The following is a 24,218-nucleotide window of genomic DNA, read 5'->3' as shown; positions in this document are numbered from 1 at the left end:
AATGAGCAAAGTGCTTACAAATAAAGAGAATACGATTCTCCCCATGACGGTTTGTGGCATCCGGGAAGGAGCGCGGTGACGGAGTTCGAGAGTGTCTGGAGCGACCTGCAGGGCGTTCCGTTCTCGCAGGGTTACCTCGATGCCGGTGGTGTTCGCACGCGCTACCTGCACGCCGGTGACCGCGACAAGCCGGCGCTGGTGTTTCTGCACGGCTCCGGCGGGCACGCCGAGGCATACGTGCGCAATCTCCAGGCGCACGCCGAACATTTCTCCACCTGGTCGATCGACATGCTGGGTCACGGCTATACCGACAAACCCGGCCATCCCCTCGAGATCGGCCACTACGTCGAGCATCTCGTGGCCTTTCTGGATGCGGTCGGCGCCCGGCAGGCCTGCATCAGCGGTGAATCGCTGGGAGGTTGGGTAGCCGCGCGCATCGCGGTGGACGAGCCCGGGCGCGTAGACCGCCTGGTCCTCAACACCGCCGGTGGTTCACAGGCCGATCCCGAGGTGATGAAGCGCATCGTGACACTGTCGATGGCGGCTGCGGAGGACCCGTCCTGGGACACCGTGCAGGCCCGCGTCAAGTGGCTGATGGCCGACAAATCCAAGGGCTACGACGACATTGTCGCCAGCAGGCAGCGTGTGTACCGGCAGCCCGGGTTCGCTGCGGCGATGCGCGACATCATGGCGCTGCAGGATCCGGTGATCCGGGCGCGAAACCTGCTCGGCCCGAATGAGTATGGCGCGATCACCGCACCCACCCTGGTGGTGTGGACGAGTGACGATCCTACGGCGGATGTGGAGGAAGGTCGACGCATCGCGTCGATGATTCCCGGAGCCCGCTTCGAGGTCATGCCCGGGTGCGGGCATTGGCCACAGTATGAGGACCCGAAGACCTTCGACCGCCTGCACCTGGACTTCCTGCTGGGGAAGCGATGACCGCTTACGACGTCGATGTCGTGATCGTCGGCGCCGGTCCGTCCGGTCTGACCCTGGCCAACATCCTTGGGCAGCACTCTGTTCGGACTCTGGTGGTCGACGAACGGGACACCCTGATTGACTACCCTCGCGGCGTCGGACTCGACGACGAGTCGCTGCGCACCTTCCAGTCCATCGGCCTGGTCGACCGCGTGCTGCCGCATACGGTGCCGAATCAGATTCTGCGCTTCTTCGACGCCAACCGAAACCTGCTGGTCGAGATGGCGCCACCCGACGCGCGATTCGGCTGGCCCAAACGCAATGGCTTTGTCCAGCCCATGGTGGACGCCGAACTGTTCGGCGGGCTGAACCGATTCGACAACGTCGAGGTCCGGTTCGGCCACCGGATGCGTGACTGCACCGAGAACCCCGACGGCGTCAGCGTCAGCTTCGACGGCGGCCTGCCGTCCGTACGCACTCGCTACGTCGTCGGTTGCGACGGCGGCCGCAGCGCCACCCGCCGCCTGATGGGGGTGTCGTTCGACGGGACGACGTCCTCGACACGGTGGCTGGTGGTCGACGTCGCCAACGATCCGCTGGGGCACCCGAACAGTGAGGTCGGGGCGGACCCGCGGCGTCCCTACGTGTCGATCTCCATCGCCCACGGCATCCGGCGTTTCGAGTTCCTGATCCATCCCGACGAGACCGACGAGCAGGCCGACGATCCGGCGTTCGTCAGACGCATGCTCGCCCAGCTGATCCCGTATCCCGAGCGGGTCGACATGATCAGGCACCGCGTGTACACCCACCATTCCCGCATCGCCGGGACCTTCCGCAGGGGTCGGCTCATGCTCGCCGGTGACGCCGCGCACCTGATGCCGGTGTGGCAGGGCCAGGGGTACAACAGCGGCATCCGAGACGCCGCCAACCTGGGATGGAAACTGGCAGCGGTGGTCACCGGCAAGGCCGGCGACGCGCTGCTGGACACCTACGACGTCGAGCGTCGCAAGCACGCGCGGGCGATGATCGACCTGTCCACGATGGTGGGCCGCGTCATCTCCCCGACGAACCGGCGGGTGGCGGCACTGCGGGACCGCGTCATCCACGCCGCGTCGGTGGTGCCGTCACTGAAGCGCTATGTGCTGGAGATGCGGTTCAAACCGATGCCGCGCTACCAGCAGGGTGCGGTCTGTCACGCCGACCGGCCGTCTCCGAGCTCGCCGACCGGCACCCTTTTCATCCAGCCGCGTGTCGACACCCGGGACCGTGAGAACGTCCTGCTCGACGATGTCCTCGGGTCCGGGTTCGCCGTGCTGTGCTGGAGCAACAACCTGCGGGCGGTGCTCGGTGATGCGGCGTTCACCCGGTGGAAGGCGTTGGGCGCCAACTTCGTCGAGACACGACCGATGACCCAACTGCACTGGTCGGGGCACGACGACCCCGACGTGGTGGTCGTCGGTGACCGCACCGGAGCGCTCAAGGCCTGGTTCGATGTCCACCCCGATTCGGTGCTGTTCCTGCGACCCGATCGCTGCATCGCCGCCGCGTGTATCGCGCAGCGCGCACCGGAGGTGTCCGAGGCCCTGTTCGCCAAGCTGCATCTGACTCAGGGAGGAGAGACCGATGGTGACAAGCCAGATCGCGCTGTGCTGCATGTCGCACAGCCCGCTGCTGAACCTTCCGGGTCCGCCACGAGAACTTCTTGACGACATCGCCGCAGCGATCGGAGCGGCCCGGGAGTTCGTCACCGACTTCGACCCCGAGTTGGTCGTCACGTTCTCTCCCGACCACTACAACGGCTTCTTCTACCGGGCGATGCCGCCGTTCTGCATCGGCACTGCCGCCGAGGGAGTCGGCGATTACGGCACGCACCAGGGTCCGCTCGATGTCCCCGCCGAGCTCGCAACCGACTGTGTGCGCGCCGTTCTCGATGCCGACGTGGATGTCGCGATCTCGGCGGCGATGGACGTCGACCATGGGACCGTGCAGCCGCTGCAGCTCCTGTTCGGCGACGCGACCGCCAAGCCGGTGATCCCGGTGTTCATCAACTCCGTCGCGACGCCCCTCGGTCCGATGCGTCGGGTGCGTGCGCTGGGCTCGGCGGTGGGAGCTCACCTGGCGACCCTCGGCAAGCGTGTGCTGATCGTCGGATCCGGCGGGTTGTCGCACGACCCGCCGGTGCCGACCCTGGCGACCGCGCCACCCGCGGCGCTGGACCGGATTGTGCGCGGCGCGCCGATGACCACCGAACAGCGCCAGGCGCGCCAAACGGCTGTCATCGAGGCGGCAAGGGAATTCGCGGCAGGGCAGGGCAGGTTGGCTCCGCTCAACCCCGACTGGGACCACGCGTTCCTGGACTTGCTCGACACCCACCGGCTGGCCGAAGTGGACGGGTGGGACAACGCCTGGATCGCCGAGCACGCCGGCAATTCGGCACACGAGGTCAGGACCTGGGTCGCCGCGTTCGCGGCACTCGCCGCCCAGGGCTCCTACGACACCGCGAACCGGTTCTACCGGGCCGCACCGGAACTGATCGCCGGGTTCGCCATCAGAACTGCGGTCCCGATCTCATGACCTCAGCCACGCAGCAACCCTTCGACCACGTCGTCGACGTGCTGGTCGTCGGTTCCGGTGGTGGCGGGATGGCCGCCGCGCTGGCCGCCGATGCGGAGGGTCTCGACACCCTGGTGGTGGAGAAGTCGCCCTGTTACGGCGGCTCTACCGCGCTGTCCGGAGGCGGCATCTGGGTGCCCGGTGCTCCGTCCCAACGCCGGGAAGGCCACGTACCCGACCCCGACCAGGTGTTCACCTATCTGAAGCAGATCACCGGCGGCCTGGTCAGCGATGCCCGGTTGAGGGCCTACGTCGACGCCGCACCGCAGATGATGGAGTTCCTCGAAAAGCGCAGCAGCTGGCTGGAATTCGTATGGAAGCCGGGATATGCCGACTACTACCCGGAGCTTCCCGGTGGCTCGGCGCTGGGCAGCACGATCAACGTGCCCGAGATCGATCTGCGGGTGCTCGGAGACGAGGAGCAGAACCTGCTCACGCCGGCGGCGATGGCTCCCAAAGGGATCTGGTTCGGGCCCAAGGACCTACGGCTGTTCTATCAGGTTCGGCAGTCGTGGCGCGGCAAGGCGGTGCTGCTGAAGCTGATCTGGCGGATGGTTCGCGCCCGGTTGTTCGGCGATCGCATGGCCGCCATCGGTCAGTCACTGTCCGCGCGACTGAGGCTGGCGATGAAGCAGCAGGACATTCCCCTGTGGCTGAGTTCCCCGATGACCGAGCTCGTCACCGACACCGATGGCCCAGACGGACGGGTGGTCGGTGCGGTGATCGAGAAGGACGGCCGCTCGCTGCGGATCCAGGCCCGGCGTGGCGTCGTGCTGGCCAGCGGTGGCTTCGACCACGACATGCAGTGGCGACTGCAGCACCTGCCCGAATTGAGCCGGGTGCGCGAGCTCGCCGGAGCGGACAAGGACTGGAGCTTCGGGAACCCGGCCGCGACCGGCGACGGTATCAGGGCGGGTGAGAAGGTCGGGGCGTCAACAGAGCTGCTCGACGAGGCCTGGTGGTTCCCAGCCATCTGCTGGCCGGACGGACGGCTGCAGTTCATGCTCAACGAACGGATGATGCCGTCGCAGTTCATCGTCAACGGAGACGGCAAACGCTTCATCAACGAGGCGGCGCCCTACATGGACTTCGCTCACGCGATGATCGACGGGCAGAGGTCGGGTGTCACCCACATCCCGTGCTGGCTGATCACCGACATCCGGTCCTTCCACCGCTACGTCGTCGCCGGGCACCTGCCCATCCCGAAGATCCCCTTCGCCCCGGTGCCGACCGGATGGAAAGTTCCCCCGGCGTGGCTGGAATCGGGTGTGGTCAAAACCGGTGACTCGTGGGAGGAACTGGCGCGCCAGATCAACGTGCCGGAGGGCCAGTTGCGCAGCACCGCAGAACGATTCAACGCACTTGCGCGCACCGGTCACGATGACGACTTCAACCGCGGGGACAGTGCCTACGACAACTACTACGGCGACCCGACGCTGCCCAATCCGAACCTGCACCCGCTCGGTAAGCCGCCGTACTACGCGTTCCAGATCATCCTCGGTGACCTCGGCACCTCGGGGGGTCTGCGCACCGACGAACACGCGAGGGTGCTGCGCGGCGACGACACCGTGATCGGTGGTCTGTACGCCGTCGGCAATGCCTCGGCCGCGGTGATGGGACGCAGCTATGCGGGCGCGGGCGCCACCATCGGACCCGCGATGACGTTCGGCTACATCGCCGCCCGCCATATCGCCGGTGCGATCTCCGGCGCGCCGGACCACACCCCGTCAGCCATCGACAGCCCCGAATCTCCAAGGAGGTAACAGCAGTGAAGATTTCCCTGTTCTACGAGTTCCCACTACCCCGGCCGTGGTCGGAGGACGACGAGCACCAACTGTTCCAGCATGGTCTGGACGAGGTCGAACTCGCCGATAAGGCCGGCTTCTCGACGGTGTGGCTGACCGAGCACCACTTCCTCGAGGAGTACTGCCACTCCACGGCGCCGGAGATGTTTCTCGCCGCAGCGAGCCAGCGCACCAAGGACATCCGGCTCGGGTTCGGCGTCATGCACCTGCCGCCGCCCATCAACCACCCGGCCCGCATCGCGGAGCGCGTTGCCACCCTCGACCATCTGTCCAACGGGAGGGTGGAGTTCGGCACCGGCGAGGGTTCGTCGGTCGCCGAGCTCGGCGGCTTCAACATCGATCCGGCCGACAAGCGTGCCCAGTGGGAGGAGGCCCTCGAGGTCTCGATCCGGTGCATGACCGAGGCGCCGTTCACCGGGTTCAAGGGTGAGCACGTCGAGATGCCCGCCCGCAATGTGATCCCGAAGCCGCTGCAGAGTCCGCACCCCCCGGTCTGGGTGGCGTGCACCCGTCCGTCCTCGGTACAGATGGCAGCCCAGAAGGCCATCGGTGCACTGAGTTTCGCCTACACCGGTCCGGAAGCCCTGAAGGATCGGGTGGACGGCTACTACGCGGAGCTCGAGGAGAACGGCGCCCCGGTCACCCCGGCGATCAACCCCAACCTGCTGGCCATCGGCGGTGACCTGTCGATGATGGTCGCCAAGTCCGACGACGAGGCGCGCAAACGGCTGGGTATCGGCGGTGGCTTCTTCTCGTTCGGGATCATGCATTACTACCTGACCGGTATGCACACACCGGGCCGGACCGGCGTGTGGGAACTGTACGAGAAGGCAGTCGAAGAAGACCCGACGCTGGCCTACGGTCCGGGTCGCGGTGCCATCGGCTCGCCCGACACCGTCCGCGAGTTTCTGCGCGGGTACGAGGCCAGCGGGGTCGACGAGATCATCCTGCTGCTCAATCCACGCAGTCACGAAGGCACCATGGAGTCCATCGAGATCATGGGCAGGGAGATCCTGCCCGAGTTCATCGAGCGGGACGCGAAAGCCGTCAAGGACAAGGCGAAACGTCTGGAACCGGTGATCGAGAAGGTGGAAGCACGCAGGCAGTCCTGGGACACGCCGCTGTTCGACGAGACCTACCAGTTCGGCGGGCTGCCCACCGGTCGCGGCGGCAAGTTCACTGCCGGAGAGATTCCCGAGGCGATGGCCGAGATCAACGAGGGCCGGGTGAAAGCCGCCCAGGCAGAGAAGGACGCCAAGGCGGCCGAGGAAGCCGCGCGCTGACAATGGTCGCACTCAGCGAGTTGGTGCGCTTCGACGGCAAGCACGCCGTCGTAACCGGGTGTGCGTCGGGTATCGGCGCCGAGGTGGTGCGGCAGCTCGGCACTCTGGGGGCGCGAGTCACCGGTCTGGACGTTCGGGCGCCGGACGATGCCGCGACCGTGGACGACTTCGTCGAAGTCGATCTCGCCGAACCTGATTCCGTGGACGCCGCAGCGGCCGCGGTCGGCGGGGCCGTCGACGCACTGTTCAACGTGGCAGGGGTCTCGTCGGGCATCGGAGACCCGCTGCTGGTGGTGCGGATCAACTTTCTCGGCACGCGTGCGCTCACCGAGGTGTTGATCCAGCAGATGCCAGCGGGCGCGGCGATCGTCAATGTCTCGTCACTGGCCGCCTCGGCATATCGCGACAACGCGCAGACGACAATGGGACTGGTCGCGACCGCGTCGTTCGCCGATGGACTCCGCTGGTGTGCCGAGCATCCGGATGCCCTCGTCGACGGGGGGTACCGGCTGTCCAAGGAGGCGATCGTGCTCTACGGCATGCGCCGGTCCGCCGCGCTGGGCGCCCGGGGCATCAGGATCAACTGCACCGCACCGGGAGTCACCGAGACGCCGATCCTCGATCAGCTGCGGTCGGCGTACGGGCAGCAGTACCTCGACTCGTTCACCGCGCCGCTGGGACGGGTGTCCAGCGTCGAGGAGCAGGCGGCGGCGCTGGTCTTTCTCGGCAGTCCTGCGGCCGGTTACATCACCGGGCAGGTGGTGTGGACCGACGGCGGCATCTCTGCCGACCGCTACGTCGCGCAGATCCACACCACCGACCAGACACAGGGGAGTCGACGATGACCGGCACCATGGGTGACTTCCGCAGGGCCGCCGACGAGGTTCGCAACTGGGGACGATGGGGAGACGACGACGAACTCGGCACCCTGAACTTCATCACCGCCGAGAAGGTCGCTGAGGCCGCGGGCCTGGTCAAGCAGGGCAAGGTCATCTCGATGGGCGGCGACTTCAGCTCCGGAGGACCGCAGGGCGCGTTCAAGTTCCGGCAGAACCCCGTGCACGTCATGACTGTCGACGGCGGAGACGCCTCCACACTGGTCCAGTACGGTCCGGAGTGGCTGCGCAACGCGGTCGCTTCCGATGTCAGCGCGTTCTTCGCCGACAACCCGTTCCGGTTCAACGACGACCTCATCGTGATGCCGCTTCAAGCCGCCACCCAGTGGGACGCGTTGTCGCACGTGTACTACGAGGACCAGCTCTACAACGGCTTTCCCGCCGGCTCGGTGACCAGCTTCGGCGCCTTCCACCTCGGCATCGAGAAAGTCGCCGACAAGGGCATCACCTCACGTGGGGTGTTGCTCGACGTGGTCGCTCACCGCGGGGCCGCGACGTTCTGCGAGCCCGGTAACCCCATCACCCCCGCCGAACTCGACGAGATCGCGGCCGCGCAGAATGTCGAGATCCGGTCCGGGGACGTCGTCGTCGTGCATACCGGATGGTGGACGCGGTTCCTGGAGACCGGCGACGGCGCCGAGGCGGGCTCGGGTCTGCACTGGACGTGTGCCTCCTGGCTTCATCAGCACGAAGTGGCAGCCGTCGCCGCCGACAACCTCATGGTCGAAGACCCCGACCCGGCCCAGGGGGTCGAGGGCACGTTCCTGCCGATGCACATGCTGTGCCTTCGGGACATGGGGCTGATGCTCGGCGAGTACTGGGACCTCGGGCCGCTGGCGGCCGACTGTGCCAGTGACCGTATCTACGAATTCCAGCTCGTCGCACCGCCGCTGAAGGTGGTCGGTGCGGTCGGGGCCCCTGTCAGTCCGATCGCGATCAAGTGAGTGGGAACGTGACGAGTACCAGCCAACCCTTCATCGTCGGCCTCGGCGGAACACTGCGGGCCAACTCGTCGACCGAGCGGGCGCTGCGCTTCTGTCTGAGGTCCGTGGAGGAGCAGGGCGGTCGGACCCGGCTGTTCAGCGCCGAGGACATCGACCTGCCGATGTACGCCCCGCACGAACTCGAGCGCACACCGCGCGCGCTGGACCTGGTCAAGTCGTTGCGGGACGCCGACGCGGTCGTGGTCGGTTCGCCCGGCTATCACGGTGCGGTGTCCGGACTGGTCAAGAATGCACTCGATTACATCGAGGACCTCCGCGAGGACCCTCGCGTGTACCTCGACAACACACCGTGGGGCTGCATCAGCTGCGCCTACGGATGGCAGGCGGCGGTCGGCACGCTGACCCAATTGCGCAGCATCGGGCATGCGTTGCGCGCGTGGCCGACCCCGCTGGGTGTGGCGATCAACTCCGCCGATCCCATCTGGGACCCGTCGGGCGAACTTGCCGACACCGATCAGGGCAAGGCGGTGGCGAATCAGCTCGAACTGCTCGCCACCCAGGTCCTGGCGTTCGCCCAGACGAACAGGGAGTGAGGGGGCTGGCAGCGTGCACCTCGATTCGAATTCCGTGTTGGTCGACGGCCTGCTCACCTGCTATCTCGAAGCGGGACAGGGTGATCCGGTGGTGCTCCTGCACGGCGGCGAGTTCGGAGCTGATGCCCGCATCGGCTGGGAGCGCACGATAGGCGCGCTGGCGCACCGCCACCGCGTGGTCGCCCCCGACATGCTGGGGTTCGGCGGTTCGGCCAAGGTCGTCGACTTCACCGACGGCCGCGGGATGCGCATCAGGCACGTCGCCCGCTTCTGCGAGGTGATGGGCATCGAGTCCGCGCACTTCGTGGGTAATTCGATGGGGGCCGTCAACCTGTTGGTCGACACCACCTCCGATGCGCCGGTGCTGCCGGTGCGGAGCCTGGTCGCGATCTGTGGCGGCGGTGAGATCCAACGCAACGAACACGTCACCGCGCTGTACGAGTACGACGCCACCGTCGACGGGATGCGCCGGATCGTCGCGGCTCTCTTCGCCGATCCGTCCTACCCTCACGATGAGCAGTACGTCCGGCGCCGTTACGAGTCCAGCATTGCCCCGGGCGCCTGGGAGTCTCTGGCGGCAGCCAGGTTTCGCCGCCCTGGGCTGGAGCCACCGGCCTCGCCGAGTAGCGCCAGAGCCTACGAGCGGATCGCGGTGCCGACACTGACCGTGGAGGGCGGAGCCGACAAGTTGCTACCGGCTGGGTGGGCCGCCTGCATCGCCGAACAGATTGAGGACGGGCGATCAGCAGTGATCCCCGATGCCGGACACTGCCCGCAGATCGAGCAACCGGATGTCGTCAACGAGCTACTGCTCGACTTCTTCGAAGGAGCATGAATGTCCGAACTCGCCGGCAAGGTCGCGATCGTCACCGGGGGCGCGTCGGGAATCGGCCGCGGCATCGCCACCCGGTTCGCCGCCGAGGGGGCTGACGTCGTGATCGCCGATGTGCGCGATGATCTTGGCGAAGCGCTTGCGGCCGAACTGAACTCGGCGGGATGGTCGACGGTGTACCACCGGACCGATGTCGCCGATCAGGCACAGGTCGCCGAACTCGTCACTGCCGCCGCGGCGACGTTCGGCGGGCTCGACATCATGGTCAACAACGCGGGCATCTCCAGCCCACTGAAGAAGGGCCTCTTCGACGAGGACCTCGACGAGTTCGACCGCGTCATGCGCGTCAATCTCCTCGGCGTGATGGCCGGGACGCGGGATGCCGGGCGGTACATGTCCGAGCACGGCGGGGGATCGATCATCAATCTCGGCTCGATCGGTGGCATTCAGGCCGGCGGGGGCGTGTCGAGTTACCGCGCGTCGAAGGCGGCCATCATCCACTTCACCAAGTGCGCGGCAATCGAGCTAGCGCACTACGAGGTCAGGGTGAACTGCCTTGCGCCGGGCAACATTCCCACCCCGATCCTTGCGTCGTCGGCCACCGACGAGGACCGCGAACGCCTGGAGCGGTTCGAGGCGAGGATTCGAGCGCAGATGCGAGACGACAGACCACTGAAACGGGAGGGAACCGCCGAGGACGTCGCCGAGGCCGCGCTGTATCTGGCCACCGACCGATCGCGATACGTGACGGGCACGGTGCTACCCGTCGACGGAGGCACGGTTGCGGGCAAGGTCATCGTGCGCAAGCCGGCCACGACCGACGGCACGGCACGGTGACCCTTTTAAATCAGTCGCTTGACTTAGAGACTGTGACGGGGTTCACTGGTGGAGTGACGACAGCCAGGACGGTTCGCGCCGATCGCGCCAGTACCACCCAGGAGTCCATTCTCAAGGCCGCTGAACGGCTCTATGCCGAACACGGGGTGTATGCGGTATCCAACCGGCAGGTGAGTGAGGCTGCGGGACAGGGCAACAACGCGGCCGTCGGCTACCACTTCGGTACCAAGACCGACCTGGTCCGCGCCATCGAGCAGAAGCACCGCGCATCGACCGAGCAGCTCCTGGAACGGATGGTCGCGTCCACGGGCGACTCCGCGGATCTGCGGGACTGGATCGCGTGTCTGGTCTGCTCCCTGACCGAGCACCTGGCTCAGCTCGGCAATCCCACCTGGTACGCGCGCTTCGCCGCCCAGGCGCTGGCTGATCCCGCGTATCAGCGCATTGTGGTGCGGGACGCGTTGGCCTCACCCTCGCTGGTCCGCGTGGTCGACGGGATCACCCGCTGCCTGCCCGATCTGCCGATGGCCGTGGTCGCCGAGCGCAACATCATGGCGCGCAATCTGCTGGTGCACACGTGCGCGGACTTCGAACGCGCTTTCGCAGACGGCGCCGATCTGCCCCGGACCAGTTGGAGCGCAGTCGGATCCGGCCTCATCGACGCCATCGTGGGACTGTGGCGGGCTCCGGTCACGGAGCTTGCCTGACATGTTCGTCAGCGTGGACCAGGACAAGTGCGTCTCCTCCGGCCAGTGCGTACTGAACGCCATGGAGGTGTTCGACCAGCGCGACGAGGACGGCGTGGTCGAACTCCTGAATCCGGAACCGGGCCCCGAATTGGCCCAAGTGACCCGAAACGCCGCGGCCGCCTGCCCAGCCCTGGCCATTCACATCGAGGGGTGAATATGACAGAGACTCTCAATCAGCACGCGGTGGCCGCGGCACCGGAGTATCCGATGGAGCGTTCGGCCGGTTGCCCGTTCGCACCGCCGCAGCAGATGCTCGACATGAACCAGGCCAGACCTCTCTCCCGGGTGCGGATCTGGAACGGCACCACGCCGTGGCTGGTCACCGGCCACGAGGTAGCCCGCACCCTGTTCGCCGACGCTCGGGTCAGTGTCGACGACCGGATCGAGGGCTTTCCGCACTGGAACGAGCACATGCTCTCGACGGTGAACAAGCGACCGCGGTCGGTCTTCACCTCCGACGCCGAGGAGCACACCCGGTTCCGGCGCATGCTGTCCAAGCCCTTCACCTTCCGCCGCGTCGAGGCCCTGCGCCCGGTGATCCAGGAGACCACCGACGGCTGCATCGACGAGATCCTGGCCGGCCCGCAGCCTGCCGACCTGGTGGCCAAATTGGCGTTGCCGGTACCCACCCGTGTGATCAGCGACATGCTCGGGGTTCCGTACGAAGATCACGAGTTCTTCCAGGAGCACGCCAACGCCGGTCTGGCCCGCTATGCCGCCGCGGACGCCATGCAGAAGGGCGCGATGAGCCTGCACCAATACCTGGTCAACCTCGTGGAGGAGAAGCAGGCCAACCCGTCCGAGGACGCAGTATCCGACCTGGCCGAGCGCGTGACCGCCGGTGAGATCAGTGTCAAAGAGGCCGCGCAGCTGGGTACCGGACTGCTGATTGCCGGGCACGAGACCACCGCGAACATGATCGGCATCGGCATCCTGGCGCTGCTGGAGAACCCCGAACAGGCTGCGCTGCTGCGGGATTCCGATGATCCCAAGTTCGTCGCCAATGCCGCCGAAGAGCTGATGCGCTATCTGTCGATCATCCAGAACGGTCAGCGCCGGGTGGCAACCGAGGATATCGAGATCGCCGGTGAGACGATCCGGGCGGGGGATGGCATCATCCTCGACCTGGCGCCCGCCAATTGGGACAGCGCCGCCTATCCCAACCCCGACAGACTCGACTTCACCCGCGACGCGGGCCAGCAGCTGGGCTTCGGCTACGGCAGGCACCAGTGCGTGGGCCAGCAGCTCGCCCGTGCCGAACTACAGATCGTCTTCCAGACGGTGTTGCGGCGCATTCCGACGATGCGCCTGGCCATCCCGTTCGACCAGGTGCCCTTCAAACACGACCGACTCGCCTACGGCGTCTACGAACTTCCGGTGACCTGGTAGTCAGGCCCGTCCCCAGCCGATTGGAGCACCACGATGTCTACTCCCACAGTGTCACCTACCCACGCCCTGTATCCGCCCGAAGGCTTCGGCGCGCCCAAGGACCGCCACGGTCATTCATCAAAGGACGGTGTGACCGGATTTCCCAAAGACACCGTGATCTTCTCCGCCGACAACCACATCTCGGTGGCCGACGACATCTTTTACGAGCGATTCCCCGAGGAACTCAAGGGGGCGGCGCCGCGCATCTGGTACGAAGACGGCGCCTACATGGTGGGGATGAAGGGAAAGGCCTGGACCGGTGGTGATTTCGGCCGGGTGCTGATGCAGTACGACGACCTCGCCGGCGCCGCCTCGAACAACATCGAGGCGCGTATCCGAGAGCTCAAAGAGGACGGCATCGACAAGGAGCTGGCATTTCCCAATGCTGTCCTGGCGCTGTTCCACTACCCGGACAAGAGCCTGCGCGAGCGGGTGTTCCGGATCTACAACGAGCACATCGCTGATCTACAGGAACGCTCCAACGGGCACTTCTACGGCGTCGGCCTGATCAACTGGTGGGATCCGAAAGGTACCCGCAGTACTCTGGAAGAGTTGAAATCGCTTGGGCTCAAAACGTTCCTGCTGCCGCTCAACCCGGGCAAGGACGACGGGGGCAACATCTACGACTACGGCAGCACCGAGATGGATGCGGTCTGGGACGAGATCGAGGCCGCCGGGATCCCCGTCAGCCATCACATCGGTGAGACGCCGCCGAAGACGCCGTGCCAGAACAACAGCGTCGTGGTCGGCATGATGGTCAACGTCGACTCCTTCCGCGAGCAGTTCGCCAAGTACGTGTTCTCCGGCATCCTGGACCGGCACCCGTCGCTGAAGATCGGTTGGTTCGAGGGCGGAATCGCCTGGGTGCCCACCGCTCTGCAGGACGCCGAGCACATGCTGGCCTCCTACCGGCACATGTTCAACCACCAGCTGGAGCACGACGTCCGCCACTACTGGACCAACCACATGAGCGCGTCGTTCATGGTGGATCCACTCGGTCTGCAGCTGATCGACCGCATCGGTGTCGACAATGTGATGTGGTCCTCGGACTACCCGCACAACGAGAGCACCTTCGGCTACTCGGAGAAATCGCTGGCGTCGGTCGTCGAAGCCGTCGGCGCGGACGCGGCACTCAAGATCGTGTCCACGAATGTGCAGAACTTCCTGGGGCTTTCGTGAGTGCAACGGCGACGACGTCCACTCACTCCGGGGTCACCCAGATCGCCCGGACCGGGTACACGTGGCTGGACATCCCTGCGGAGCCTGATTTCACCCGGATGCGCCGCGAGGTCGGCGCGCGTCTGCGCGCCGCGATGAGCGAACAGGGCGTCGATGCACTGGTTCTGCTGGGCAACAGCAACGTCATCTACGCCACCGGTATCAGCTGGCCGCTCGCCGACGCGGGCCTGTCACACGTCGAACGGCCGGTGGCGGTCGTGCTGGCCGATGACGAGCACCCGCATCTGTTCCTGCCGTTCCGTGAAGGCACAGTCATGGAGTCGGACCTGCCCGACGACCACCTGCACGGACCGGTCTACCTCGAATTCGACGAAGGGGTCGCCGAATTCGCCACAATCCTGGCGCGCCTCATCCCGGCAGGCGCGTCGCTGGCGACCGACGAACTGACCGGGGCGATGCGGCGGGCCGGCCGCGCGCTGTTCCCCGAAGCGCCGGTAGATGCCGCGCCGGTGGTGGGCGCGGCGAAGCTGGTCAAGACGATCGACCAGATCGCCTGCGTCCGGCGGGCCTGTCAGATCACCGAAGAGGCCGTCGCCGAGATCCAGAAGGCGCTCATCCCGGGCGCGCGGCAAATCGATCTGTCTGCCGAATTCGTACGCCGGACCTTCGAACTCGGCGCCACCACGAACATGTTCGACTCGATTTGGCAGGTCATGCCCGCGTCCAAGGCCGAGGGCACCTGGACAACCACCGGTGATCTCGCGCTGCCGCTGCTGACGACCGAGCGCGAGCTGTCCCAGGGTGACGTGCTGTGGACCGACGTGTCGATCGCCTACCACGGGTACTGCTCCGACCATGGCCGCACGTGGATCGTCGGCCAGGATCCGACGGCGACCCAGCAGAAGCAGTTCGACAGGTGGGCCCGGATCGTGGATGCGGTGCTGTCGGTCACCAAGGCAGGTGCCACCTGTGGCGACCTCGGACGCGCGGCCACCGCGGCCGCCGGCGGCGTGAAACCGTGGCTGCCGCATTTCTACCTGGGGCACGGCATCGGGACGAGCGCAGCCGAAATGCCCATGATCGGAACCGATCTCGGCCAGGATTGGGACGACAACTTCGTTTTTCCGCCAGGCATGCTGTTGGTGTTCGAGCCCGTGGTCTGGGAGGACGGTACCGGTGGCTACCGCGGCGAGGAGATCGTGGTCGTGACCGAGGGCGGTTGGATGCCGCTGACCGCATACCCGTACGACCCCTATGAGGTGTCCGATGGGGCTTGAGATCGAGGCCGACGGCCGGGAGCTGAGGTACAGCCGTCGGGAGCGAGCGCTGGCGCAGATGGAGATCCACGACCTCGACATACTGGTGTTGGGCCGGCAGGCCAACGTCCGCTACATCTCCGGGGCCCCGCAGCTGTGGGTGGTCGGCACCCGCCCGTTCGGGCCGATCTGCGAACTCGTGCGTGCCACCGGTGAGATCCACCTCAACAGCACCTGGGACGAGGGCATCCCCGAGGAGATCCCGCACGAGAACCTGTACGGGTTCGCGTGGAACCCGATGACACTGGTCGGCATACTGCGGAACATAGCGGGGGCCGATACCGCGCGCCGAGTCGGAACCGACGCGCTGACGCCGACATTCGCCAAACTCCTGCCGATGGCCTTCCCCAACGCCGAGCTGATCGATGCGGAGCAGGCCATGCAGGCGGCTCGCCGCATCAAGACGCCCGAGGAGGTGCAGGCGCTGCGCCGCGCACTGCTGGTCGCCGAGGAGGGCGTGGCCGAGGGTGTCGCCGCGCTCGGGCCGGGCACCACCGAGCAGGCCATCGCGGGTGCGGTGCTGCAGGCCGAGGCCGCCGGTGGCGTGAGCACCCCGGCCACCCAGGACGCCGCCTGGGTGACGTCGAAGGAGCACCCGTGGCGCCGCGCCGAAGGCGACGGACTGGTCCGCGAGGGAGATCTGGTGGCGGTCTCGGCCGGGGTACTGGCCGACGGATACGTCGCCGAAGTGGCCCGCACGCTCCACGTCGGTGATTCGACGGACGCGGTCCGCGCGCTGTACCGGCGCCGAGACGACCTGTGGGACACACTGCTTGCGGCGTGCCGAGCCGGTAGGCCGACGTGCGGGCTGCTCGACGCGTACCAGGAGTCCGGCGAGTCGCTGCCGGCGATGCCGGTGGCGCACGGACTCGGACTGGGTTTCGACCCGCCGGTGGTAGCGCCGACCCTGCGGGCCACCGCGGAATCCGACCATCTCGAGGAGGGCATGGTGCTTGCAGTCACCGCTTACGTGTGGGAACAGGGGGTCGGCGCGGTGTTCACCCGCGATGCAGTCCTGATCACCGCCGACGGTCCCGAAGTCCTCTCCGCCGCCCCGGCCTACCGCGAATCCGTTCATGGCTGACCGGCCCTCGCCCGAGGAGATCATCCTCTACGAGAAGGACCCCAGGACCAAGATCGCGACGATCACGTTCAACCGTCCCGAGTTCCTCAACGCGCCGACGTCGCTGGCCAGGCTCCGGTATGCCGACGTGCTGCGGGCGGCCAACGCCGACAACGACGTCAAGGTGGTGATCATCCGCGGGGTGGGGGACAACCTGGGAAGCGGTGCGGACCTGCCGGAGTTCATGGAGGGCAACGACAATCCAGCCGTGCGGCTGGCCGAACTACGGCTGGAGGATGACGGCGTCGGCGAGGTCACCTATCCGCCCAAGGGGACCTTCCGTAACGGCGCCACCATCAGCGCCTGGTACGCCAACTCGCAGGCGGGCAATCGCGCGCTGCAGGACTTCAAGAAGATCAGCATCGTCGAAGCCAAGGGGTACTGCTACGGCTGGCACTTCTACCAGTGTGCGGACGCGGATCTGGTGATCAGCTCTGACGATGCGCTGTTCGGGCACCCATCGTTCCGCTATCACGGCTGGGGCCCGCGAATGTGGACCTGGGTGCAGATGATGGGACTGCGCAAGTTCCAGGAGATGGTGTTCACCGGACGGCCGTTCACCGCGCCCGAGATGTATGACTGCAACTTCCTCAACAAGGTGGTGGCCCGCGATCAGCTGGAAGCCGAGGTGGACAAATACGCTCGGGCATGTGCGCGAAACCGGCCGGTGGACACCGTCTTCCAGCAGAAGATGTTCTTCGAGATCTTCAAACAGCAGCAGGGCGAATACATGGGCAGCCTACTCAGCGCATTCTTCGAGTCGATGGGCAACGGGGTGGCCAACGACGACACCGACGACATGGACATGATGGACGCGATCGACAGTGGTCTGTCGGCGGCTGTCAACGACAACGACAACAAGTTCCCGCCCGACTTCCGGCTGAGCAAACGTAACCGAGCCAAAGAGGACTAGAGCGGCGATGCCCGAGCTGTCCCGGCCGCCGGCGCCACCGGTCTCCGGCTACGCCGTCGTCGACCTGTCCAGCGGGATCGCCGGTGGGTACTGCACGAAGCTGATGGTCGACGGCGGTGCCGATGTCGTCAAAGTCGAATCGCCGCAGGGTGATCCGCTGCGCCGGTGGTCGGCCTCGGGTGCGGAGATCTCCGAGAGCGGCGACGGAGCCCTGTTCTCCTATCTGGCATGCTCGAAGCACTCCGTGGTGGCCGACCCGTCGCGGGACGCGAACGACGCCGCTTTTGTCGACAGGCTGCTGGCCGCCGCAGATGCGGTGGTGTGGTCGCGGGGTGAGGGCGTTGCCGGGCATCGCGACTTCACACCCACCGCGATCCGGGACCGCCACCCACACTTGACGGTAACCGCGATCACTCCGTTCGGACTCGATGGTCCGTGGTGTGACCTTCCCGCAACGGAATTCACCCTGCAGGCGTGGTCGGGCGGCATCGTCGGGCTCGGCCGCGGTGCACCCGAGCGGGCTCCGGTCCATGTCGGGGGGCAGGTCGGGGAGTACCTCGCGGGTGCGTATGCCAGCGCGGCCACGTTGGCGTCGCGCATGCGTGGGGGCAGCGAGTTGATCGACCTGTCGATGTTGGAATGCGCGATCCTCGGGCTCACCTACTATCCGGTGACCTACTTCGAGATGCTGGGCCGCCCGTGGCGCGATGCGCGGCGGCTGACCGTGCCCGGTATCGCGCGGGCCAGGAACGGCCTCGTCGACATCGGGTGCGGAACGGCCCAGCAGTGGTTCGACCTCTGCGCGATGACCGGTCACGTCGAGTGGATCGACGAAGAGTCGACGCTGACGATCACCCAGCAGGCCAACGAGCGGGCCGACGAGCTGTTCGCCTGGGTGGCCGATCAGACTGTCGACGAGATCCGGGAACTGGCAACGGCGTTCCGAATCCCCAACGCGCCGGTCGCCCACGGCGCCAACGTCGCACAGCTCGACCATCACGTGGCGCGGGGTTCGTTCATCGTCAACCCTCGCGACGGCTTCACCCAGCCCGGCCACCCGTACCGGATGGCCCCGGCGATGCTGCGTCCGCCTGCGCCTGCCCCGCAGCTCGGCGAACACACCGAGGATCATCGCGCGCGAACGTGCAGTCCCGGTGGCGCCGAGACCGGGGTCGCGACAGGGCAGGCACCGTCGCGCACAGAGGGCCTGCCGTTGGAGGGCGTGCGCGTCATCGACATGACGACCTTCTGGGCCGGACCCAGCTGCACCCACATGCTGGCGATGCTGGGCGCGGATGTCATCCATGTGGAGTCCACCCGGCACCCCGACGGAACCCGGCTCATCGCAGGCATTCCCGTGAGCGTCGACCGGTGGTGGGAGCGGTCGCCGATCTTCTCGGGCCTCAACACCAACAAGCGCGGAATCACGCTGAACCTGCAGAGCGACACCGGCCGTGACCTTCTCACGCGTCTGATCGCGACCGCCGACGTCGTCGTCGAGAACTTCACTCCCCGCGTCCTGGAGAGCATGGGCCTGACCTACGATGCGCTCGCAGCGATCCGGTCGGACATCGTGATGGTGCGGATGCCGGGCTTCGGACTCGACGGACCGTGGCGGGACAACCCGGCTTTCGCCTACGTCATCGAGGCCGCCGCCGGGATCAGCTGGCTCACCGGTTACCCGGACCGCAATCCGTACGAGCCCTACTCGGTGGGTGACCCCAATGCGGGTGTCCACGCGCTGAACGCGATCCTGCTGGCACTCGAACACCGCCGGCGCACCGGAAAAGGGCTGATGGTGGAGGCGGCAATGGTCGACGCGGCGCTGAACGTCGCTGCCGAACAGGTCATCGAGTACTCCGCGTACGGTGCGCTGCTGCAGCGCGACGGGAACCGCGGTCCCGCCGCAGCGCCGCAGAATTTGTATCTGAGCAACGAGATCGACGAGTTCGGCCGCGCCGACAGCTGGGTCGCCGTCGCCGTCGCCACGGACGAGCAGTGGGCGGGGCTCCGCGACGCGCTGGGCGGCCCAGCATGGGTGATGTCCGACGAGCTGGCCACCGCGCCGGGCCGGCGGGCCCATCACGACCTCATCGACCGGCATCTGGGCGAGTGGTGCGCCGTTCGCACCAGAGACGAGATCGTCGCGACACTGTGGAACAACGGTGTTCCGGTCGGCAAGGTGTTGCAACCGCACCGTCAGTCCGAGATCCCGCAGCTCGCGCACCGCGGCTTCTTCGAGTCGGTCGGCCATCCCGTCAACCCGCCCACCCCGCACAGCACTCTCCCGTTCCGCAGTTCTCGTGGGCCGGACCGCGTGCACACCTCCCCGGCACCGCTGCTCGGCCAACACAACCGGGAGGTGTTGCGCGAACTCGGGTTGACCGATGCGGATATCGTCGCGCTCGAGGCCGATGGTGTCATCGGCACGGCGCCGGCGCGCTAGCCTCACCGTCCATGGCCCTCGCCCCGTCCGACATCCTGCTCACCGGCCGCGTCGCCGTCGTCACCGGCGCCGGCTCGGGGATCGGCAGGGGGATTGCCACGGCACTGTCGGCGTTCGGCGCCTCCGTGGCGATCTGGGAACGCGACCCCGACACCTGCGCCGCCGCCGCGGCGGCCGTCGGTGGGCTCGGACTACCGACCGACGTGCGCGACTCCCAGGCCGTCGACGCTGCCCTCAAACACACCGAGAACGAACTCGGCACGGTGTCGATCCTGGTCAACAACGCAGGCGGCACGTTCAACTCCCCGCTGCTGGAAACCTCCGAGAACGGCTGGGATGCCCTGTATCGCAGCAACCTTCGTCATGTGCTGCTGTGCACGCAGCGCGTGGCACGACGGCTCGTCGACGCGAAACTGCCGGGCAGCGTCATCAACGTCACCTCGATCGAGGGCGTGCGGGCAGCGCCGGGGTACGCCGCGTACTCGGCTGCCAAGGCAGGCGTCATCAATTACACCAAGACCGCGTCCTTCGAACTGGCCCCCCACGGCATCCGGGTCAACGCGCTGGCGCCGGATCTGACCATGACCGAAGGGTTGCAGGAGCTCGCCGCAGGCGCGCTCGACCACCAGATCGGTTCCGGTATCCCGATGCGCCGTGCCGGCCACGTCGAGGAAATGGCGGGCGCTGCGGTGTTTCTCGCCTCGGACATGGCGAGTTACATCACGGGTCAGACCATCCACGTGGACGGGGGCACAGAGGCCGCGGGCGGCTGGTATTTCCATCCGCGTACCGGCGTGCCGACCCTGGGGCCGGGCCGGTCCTAGGAGTCCGGGGACGGGTCGCCGATCTTGCGCTTGATCGCGCCCCACGGGTCGGCGTACTGACCAGGCTGCTTCCAGTAGGCTCCGCGCCGCTTGAGGATCGCGCGCACGAGTGGAGCAGCCACCCGCAGCAGATATTTGGACGGTCCGGCGTTGCGGCCGGCCTCGTCGATCATGTCCTGCCACGAATAGTGCTGGAACGCCAGCGCTTCCTGCGCCCGTGAGGTGTCCATCCAGTCCGTCACGAACCAGGCGTCGTCATCGTTCGGATTGCCTTTGCGTCCGGGTGCCAGTCCGCCCCGGAGGCCGCGCGCACCGGCCAAGGCGGGGGTGATGTCGCCATACAGGAGCATGTGGGATGCATCGCCGGCAATCAGCAGGATCTCACCTACGACGTCGGCGGTGGTCGCCGCCGCGAACGCCCACGCGACATCGCGGACGTCGACGCTGTGCATGCGGCCGTCGGTGGGCAGCAGACTCTCGAAGTACAGCGCGTCGGCGTTGAAGGGAATGGCCTTGGGGTCGACGCTGAGCACCCCGCCCAGGCGCAGCACCACCCACTCCAGCGAGGAGGCCCGCACGATCGCCTCGGCCTCGGCTTTGTGCGCGCTGTACAGGTCGGAATGCTTCATCGGCATGTCCGCAGTGACCGGCCCGGTGGACTTGTACGGGTTGCGTGCGCCGAACACCGCATTGCTGGACGCTTGGACAAATCGCGGGGGATTGGCCTGCGCCTCGGCGATGCGGACGAGTGTGGCGGTGGCGTCGACGTTCACCCGCCTGGCCAGTTTGCGTGCCTTGTAGATCGTCGGCGGGATGATGGCCGCGAGATGGATGATCACCTCGGGTGCGACGTCGGCGACCAGACGGGCGGTCTGGTCCTCGTCGGTCAGATCGGCCCACCGGACGCTGGTGCCGCGCGGCAGTGCGGCCGCTGCCGCCTGATTGGCGGGGGTCTCCAGATCGGCGACGACGACGGTGCGTCCCAGTTCGGCCAGCCGTCGCACGGTGGCCGATCCGACGAGCCCGAAGCCGCCGGTGACGAGCACCGTTCCCGGCATTACACACTCCTAGCTGCGGATATGACATTCTCTTTAGCGGAGAGTAGCATATTCGCCACGATGCCCGACGACCGCCCCGAGATGGCCAGGTGGGACCCCGGATTCACCCGGCAGATCACGAATCTGGTGGGTCCGGTGATCAGACGATACTTCCGCGCCGAGGTGCGTGGAGTGTCTTCCATGCCCCCGGCCGGTGGCGCATTGGTGGTGTCCAATCACTCCGGGGGAATGATGACGCCTGACGTGCTGGTCTTCGCCCCCGAGTTCTACAAGCAGTTCGGCTTCGAACGTCCGCTGTACACCCTGGCGCATTACGGCGTGTTCGTCGGGCCGCTCGGCGATCTCCTCCGGCGCGCCGGCGTCATCGAGGCCAGCCGGAAGAACGCGGGTGACGCGCTGCGCGCCGGCGCGGTGGTCCTGGTCTTTCCCGGCGGGGACTACGACTCCTATCGGCCCACCAGAACCGCGAACGTCGTCGACTTCGGCGGCCGTACGGGCTACGTGCGCACGGCGATCGACGCCGGCGTGCCGATCGTGCCGATGGTGTCGATCGGTGCGCAGGAGACGCAGATCTTCCTTGCCCGTGGCGACTCGATCGCGCGGCGGCTCGGCCTCACGAAAGCGCGGATGGAGATCCTGCCCATCAGTGTGGGCTTCCCGTTCGGCCTGTCGGTCATCTTCCCGCCGAACCTGCCTCTGCCGTCCAAGATCGTCACGCGCGTTCTCGAACCCGTCGACATCACGGCCAAGTTCGGTGCGGACCCGGACATCGACGAGGTGGATCACCATGTCAGATCGGTGATGCAGGCCGCACTCGACGACCTGGCTCGCAGCCGCCGGTTCCCGATCATCGGTTGAGCGACGTGGCCGATCCGTTGGGACTGCTGTCGACCCTGTGGCGTGCGCGCTTGATCGCGCCGATGCGGCCCGACCGGTACCTACGCATGGGTGCGGCGATGCGGCGTGCCGGGGTGACCGCCACCGTCGGCTTCGCCGCAGCCGCGCAGCGTTGCCCCGACCGACCGGGCATCATCGACGAACTCGGAATCCTGACCTGGAGACAGCTCGACGACCGCTGCGACGCGCTCGGTGTGGCGCTGCAGGCGCGCGGCCCGAAAACCGTTGCGGTGATGTGCCGCAACCATCGGGGTTTCGTCGAGGCGCTGGTGGGCGCCAACCGCATCGGGGCCGACGTACTGCTGCTGAACACCTCGTTCGCCGGTCCCGCGATGGCCGAGGTCATCGAACGCGAGGGCGCCGATGTGGTGATCTACGACCAGGAATTCACCGTGATCGTCGATCGCGCGCTGCGTGATGCGCCGGACGCTGTCCGGATCCTGGGATGGACGGATTCCGATGACGCTACGCCCACACTGGAATCCCTCATCGACGCGCACCTGGGGCAGCGCCCGGAGGCAGCGACGCGCAAGAGTGACATCATCCTGCTCACCTCGGGCACCACCGGAAGCCCCAAGGGCGCCAGGCGTTCTGCGGGAAGCGGCGGCGCGGGTGATCTCAAGGCGGTCCTGGACCGAACGCCGTGGCGCGCGGAGGAACCCATCGTCGTCGTCGCGCCGATGTTTCACGCGTGGGGATTCTCCCAACTCCTCTTCGCCGCGTTGCTGGCCTGTCCCATCGTGACCAGACGCAAGTTCGATCCGGAGGCGACACTGGCCCTGATCGACCGGCACCGGGCCACCGGGCTCGCGGTTGTGCCGGTGATGTTCGACCGCATCATGGACCTGCCCGACCACGTGCGAAATCGATACAGCGGAAGGTCCCTTCGATTCGCGACGGCGTCCGGCTCGCGCATGCGGCCCGACGTCGTCACCGCGTTCATGGATCAGTTCGGTGATGTCATCTACAACAACTACAACGCCACCGAGGCGGGCATGATCGCCACCGCCACCCCTGCTGATCTGCGCGTCGCTCCCGACACCGCGGGCCGGCCCGCCGACGGGACCGAGCTGCGCATTCTCGACGCCGAACACCAGCAGGTGCCGACGGGCGAGGTCGGTCAGATATTCGTGCGCAGCTCGACGTTGTTCGACGGTTACACCTCGGGCGCCACCAAGGACTTCCACGAGGGGTTCATGGCGTCCGGCGACATGGGCTATGTCGACGACGCGGGCAGGCTGTTCGTGGTGGGACGTGACGACGAGATGATCGTCTCCGGTGGCGAGAACGTCTACCCCATCGAAGTGGAGAAGACGATCGTCGCCCACGCCGACGTGGCCGAAGCGACCGTGCTCGGGGTGGACGACGACCAGTACGGGCAACGGCTGGCCGCGTTCGTCGTGCTCGCCCCAGGGGCCACCACCACCGTCGACGACCTCAAAAGCCATGTGCGCGAGAGCCTGGCGAACTACAAGGTGCCTCGCGATATCACGATCCTGGACGAGCTTCCGCGTGGCAGCACCGGCAAGATTCTGCGCAACGAGCTTCGGGGCGACTGAGT

General features: G+C 66.9%; 22 protein-coding genes. 21 read left to right on the top strand and 1 reads right to left on the bottom strand.

Going from position 1 to position 24,218, the window contains the following annotated elements; genetic code table 11:
* The first annotated feature begins 75 nt into the window (after positions 1-75).
* The 19 genes from EL337_RS19860 (at position 76) to EL337_RS19770 (ending at position 20,702) form a co-directional block, all read left to right on the top strand.
* Entirely contained in the window at positions 76-942 is an 867-nt protein-coding gene (locus tag EL337_RS19860) for an alpha/beta fold hydrolase (RefSeq protein WP_048634407.1), read from the top strand.
* On the top strand, positions 939-2,627 hold the full coding sequence (locus tag EL337_RS19855) for a bifunctional 3-(3-hydroxy-phenyl)propionate/3-hydroxycinnamic acid hydroxylase (RefSeq protein WP_048634408.1): 1,689 nt from the start codon (positions 939-941) through the stop codon (positions 2,625-2,627). The genes EL337_RS19860 and EL337_RS19855 overlap by 4 nt, the downstream gene beginning before the upstream one ends.
* Positions 2,545-3,495, top strand: coding sequence for a 3-carboxyethylcatechol 2,3-dioxygenase (locus EL337_RS19850; protein ID WP_083443224.1), 951 nt, complete (start codon positions 2,545-2,547; stop codon positions 3,493-3,495). Before EL337_RS19855 ends, EL337_RS19850 begins: the two co-directional genes overlap by 83 nt.
* Positions 3,492-5,297 carry an FAD-binding protein gene (locus EL337_RS19845; RefSeq protein ID WP_048634410.1) on the top strand — a complete coding sequence of 602 codons (1,806 nt, stop codon included), beginning with the start codon at positions 3,492-3,494 and terminating at the stop codon, positions 5,295-5,297. The genes EL337_RS19850 and EL337_RS19845 overlap by 4 nt, the downstream gene beginning before the upstream one ends.
* 5 nt (positions 5,298-5,302) lie before the next feature.
* Positions 5,303-6,622 carry an LLM class flavin-dependent oxidoreductase gene (locus tag EL337_RS19840; protein ID WP_048634411.1) on the top strand — a complete coding sequence of 440 codons (1,320 nt, stop codon included), beginning with the start codon at positions 5,303-5,305 and terminating at the stop codon, positions 6,620-6,622.
* A gap of 2 nt (positions 6,623-6,624) precedes the next feature.
* A complete protein-coding gene (locus EL337_RS19835; RefSeq protein WP_048634412.1) occupies positions 6,625-7,467 on the top strand; it encodes a coniferyl-alcohol dehydrogenase in 843 nt (280 codons plus the stop codon).
* On the top strand, positions 7,464-8,462 hold the full coding sequence (locus EL337_RS19830; protein WP_048634413.1) for a cyclase family protein: 999 nt from the start codon (positions 7,464-7,466) through the stop codon (positions 8,460-8,462). The genes EL337_RS19835 and EL337_RS19830 overlap by 4 nt, the downstream gene beginning before the upstream one ends.
* 8 nt (positions 8,463-8,470) lie before the next feature.
* Positions 8,471-9,055, top strand: a complete 585-nt coding sequence (locus EL337_RS19825) for an NADPH-dependent FMN reductase (protein WP_048634414.1) — start codon at positions 8,471-8,473, stop codon at positions 9,053-9,055.
* A 13-nt stretch (positions 9,056-9,068) separates the two neighbouring features.
* A complete protein-coding gene (locus tag EL337_RS19820) occupies positions 9,069-9,890 on the top strand; it encodes an alpha/beta fold hydrolase (RefSeq protein WP_048634415.1) in 822 nt (273 codons plus the stop codon).
* Positions 9,891-10,724 carry an SDR family NAD(P)-dependent oxidoreductase gene (locus EL337_RS19815; RefSeq protein ID WP_048634416.1) on the top strand — a complete coding sequence of 278 codons (834 nt, stop codon included), beginning with the start codon at positions 9,891-9,893 and terminating at the stop codon, positions 10,722-10,724.
* Between the two features lie 32 nt (positions 10,725-10,756).
* Positions 10,757-11,431, top strand: coding sequence for a TetR/AcrR family transcriptional regulator (locus EL337_RS19810; RefSeq protein ID WP_048634417.1), 675 nt, complete (start codon positions 10,757-10,759; stop codon positions 11,429-11,431).
* 1 nt (position 11,432) lies between these two features.
* Positions 11,433-11,627: a ferredoxin gene (locus tag EL337_RS19805; RefSeq protein ID WP_048634418.1), complete on the top strand. Its 195-nt coding sequence runs from the start codon at positions 11,433-11,435 to the stop codon at positions 11,625-11,627.
* 2 nt (positions 11,628-11,629) lie between these two features.
* Positions 11,630-12,862, top strand: coding sequence for a cytochrome P450 (locus EL337_RS19800; RefSeq protein ID WP_048634419.1), 1,233 nt, complete (start codon positions 11,630-11,632; stop codon positions 12,860-12,862).
* Between the two features lie 33 nt (positions 12,863-12,895).
* Positions 12,896-14,080, top strand: coding sequence for an amidohydrolase family protein (locus EL337_RS19795; protein WP_048634420.1), 1,185 nt, complete (start codon positions 12,896-12,898; stop codon positions 14,078-14,080).
* A 98-nt stretch (positions 14,081-14,178) separates the two neighbouring features.
* Entirely contained in the window at positions 14,179-15,357 is a 1,179-nt protein-coding gene (locus EL337_RS19790) for a M24 family metallopeptidase (RefSeq protein ID WP_232786884.1), read from the top strand.
* Positions 15,347-16,480, top strand: a complete 1,134-nt coding sequence (locus EL337_RS19785; protein WP_048634421.1) for a M24 family metallopeptidase — start codon at positions 15,347-15,349, stop codon at positions 16,478-16,480. Before EL337_RS19790 ends, EL337_RS19785 begins: the two co-directional genes overlap by 11 nt.
* Positions 16,473-17,432 carry an enoyl-CoA hydratase/isomerase family protein gene (locus EL337_RS19780; RefSeq protein WP_048634422.1) on the top strand — a complete coding sequence of 320 codons (960 nt, stop codon included), beginning with the start codon at positions 16,473-16,475 and terminating at the stop codon, positions 17,430-17,432. The genes EL337_RS19785 and EL337_RS19780 overlap by 8 nt, the downstream gene beginning before the upstream one ends.
* Positions 17,433-17,439: 7 nt before the next feature.
* On the top strand, positions 17,440-19,878 hold the full coding sequence (locus tag EL337_RS19775) for a CaiB/BaiF CoA-transferase family protein (protein ID WP_048634423.1): 2,439 nt from the start codon (positions 17,440-17,442) through the stop codon (positions 19,876-19,878).
* Positions 19,879-19,889: 11 nt separating this feature from the next.
* A complete protein-coding gene (locus tag EL337_RS19770; RefSeq protein WP_048634424.1) occupies positions 19,890-20,702 on the top strand; it encodes an SDR family NAD(P)-dependent oxidoreductase in 813 nt (270 codons plus the stop codon).
* Here EL337_RS19770 and EL337_RS19765 read toward each other — a convergent pair.
* The gene (locus EL337_RS19765) at positions 20,699-21,760 is read right to left on the bottom strand and encodes an NAD-dependent epimerase/dehydratase family protein (RefSeq protein WP_048634425.1); all 1,062 of its coding nucleotides are present in this window, start codon (positions 21,758-21,760) and stop codon (positions 20,699-20,701) included. The two genes, EL337_RS19770 and EL337_RS19765, sit on opposite strands and share 4 nt — an antisense overlap.
* A 21-nt stretch (positions 21,761-21,781) precedes the next feature.
* Between EL337_RS19765 and EL337_RS19760 the strand changes: the two genes are divergently transcribed.
* Together EL337_RS19760 and fadD12 are read left to right on the top strand one after the other, a co-directional pair.
* On the top strand, positions 21,782-22,618 hold the full coding sequence (locus EL337_RS19760) for a lysophospholipid acyltransferase family protein (protein ID WP_048634426.1): 837 nt from the start codon (positions 21,782-21,784) through the stop codon (positions 22,616-22,618).
* 62 nt (positions 22,619-22,680) lie between these two features.
* Positions 22,681-24,216, top strand: coding sequence for an acyl-CoA ligase FadD12 (fadD12, locus tag EL337_RS19755; RefSeq protein ID WP_370737206.1), 1,536 nt, complete (start codon positions 22,681-22,683; stop codon positions 24,214-24,216).
* Positions 24,217-24,218 lie beyond the last annotated feature (2 nt).

Source organism: Mycolicibacterium aurum (genome assembly GCF_900637195.1).
GTDB lineage: Bacteria > Actinomycetota > Actinomycetes > Mycobacteriales > Mycobacteriaceae > Mycobacterium > Mycobacterium aurum.
The sequence above is the reverse complement of the archived record's forward strand: the minus strand, read 5'-3'. Positions and strand labels throughout refer to the sequence as shown.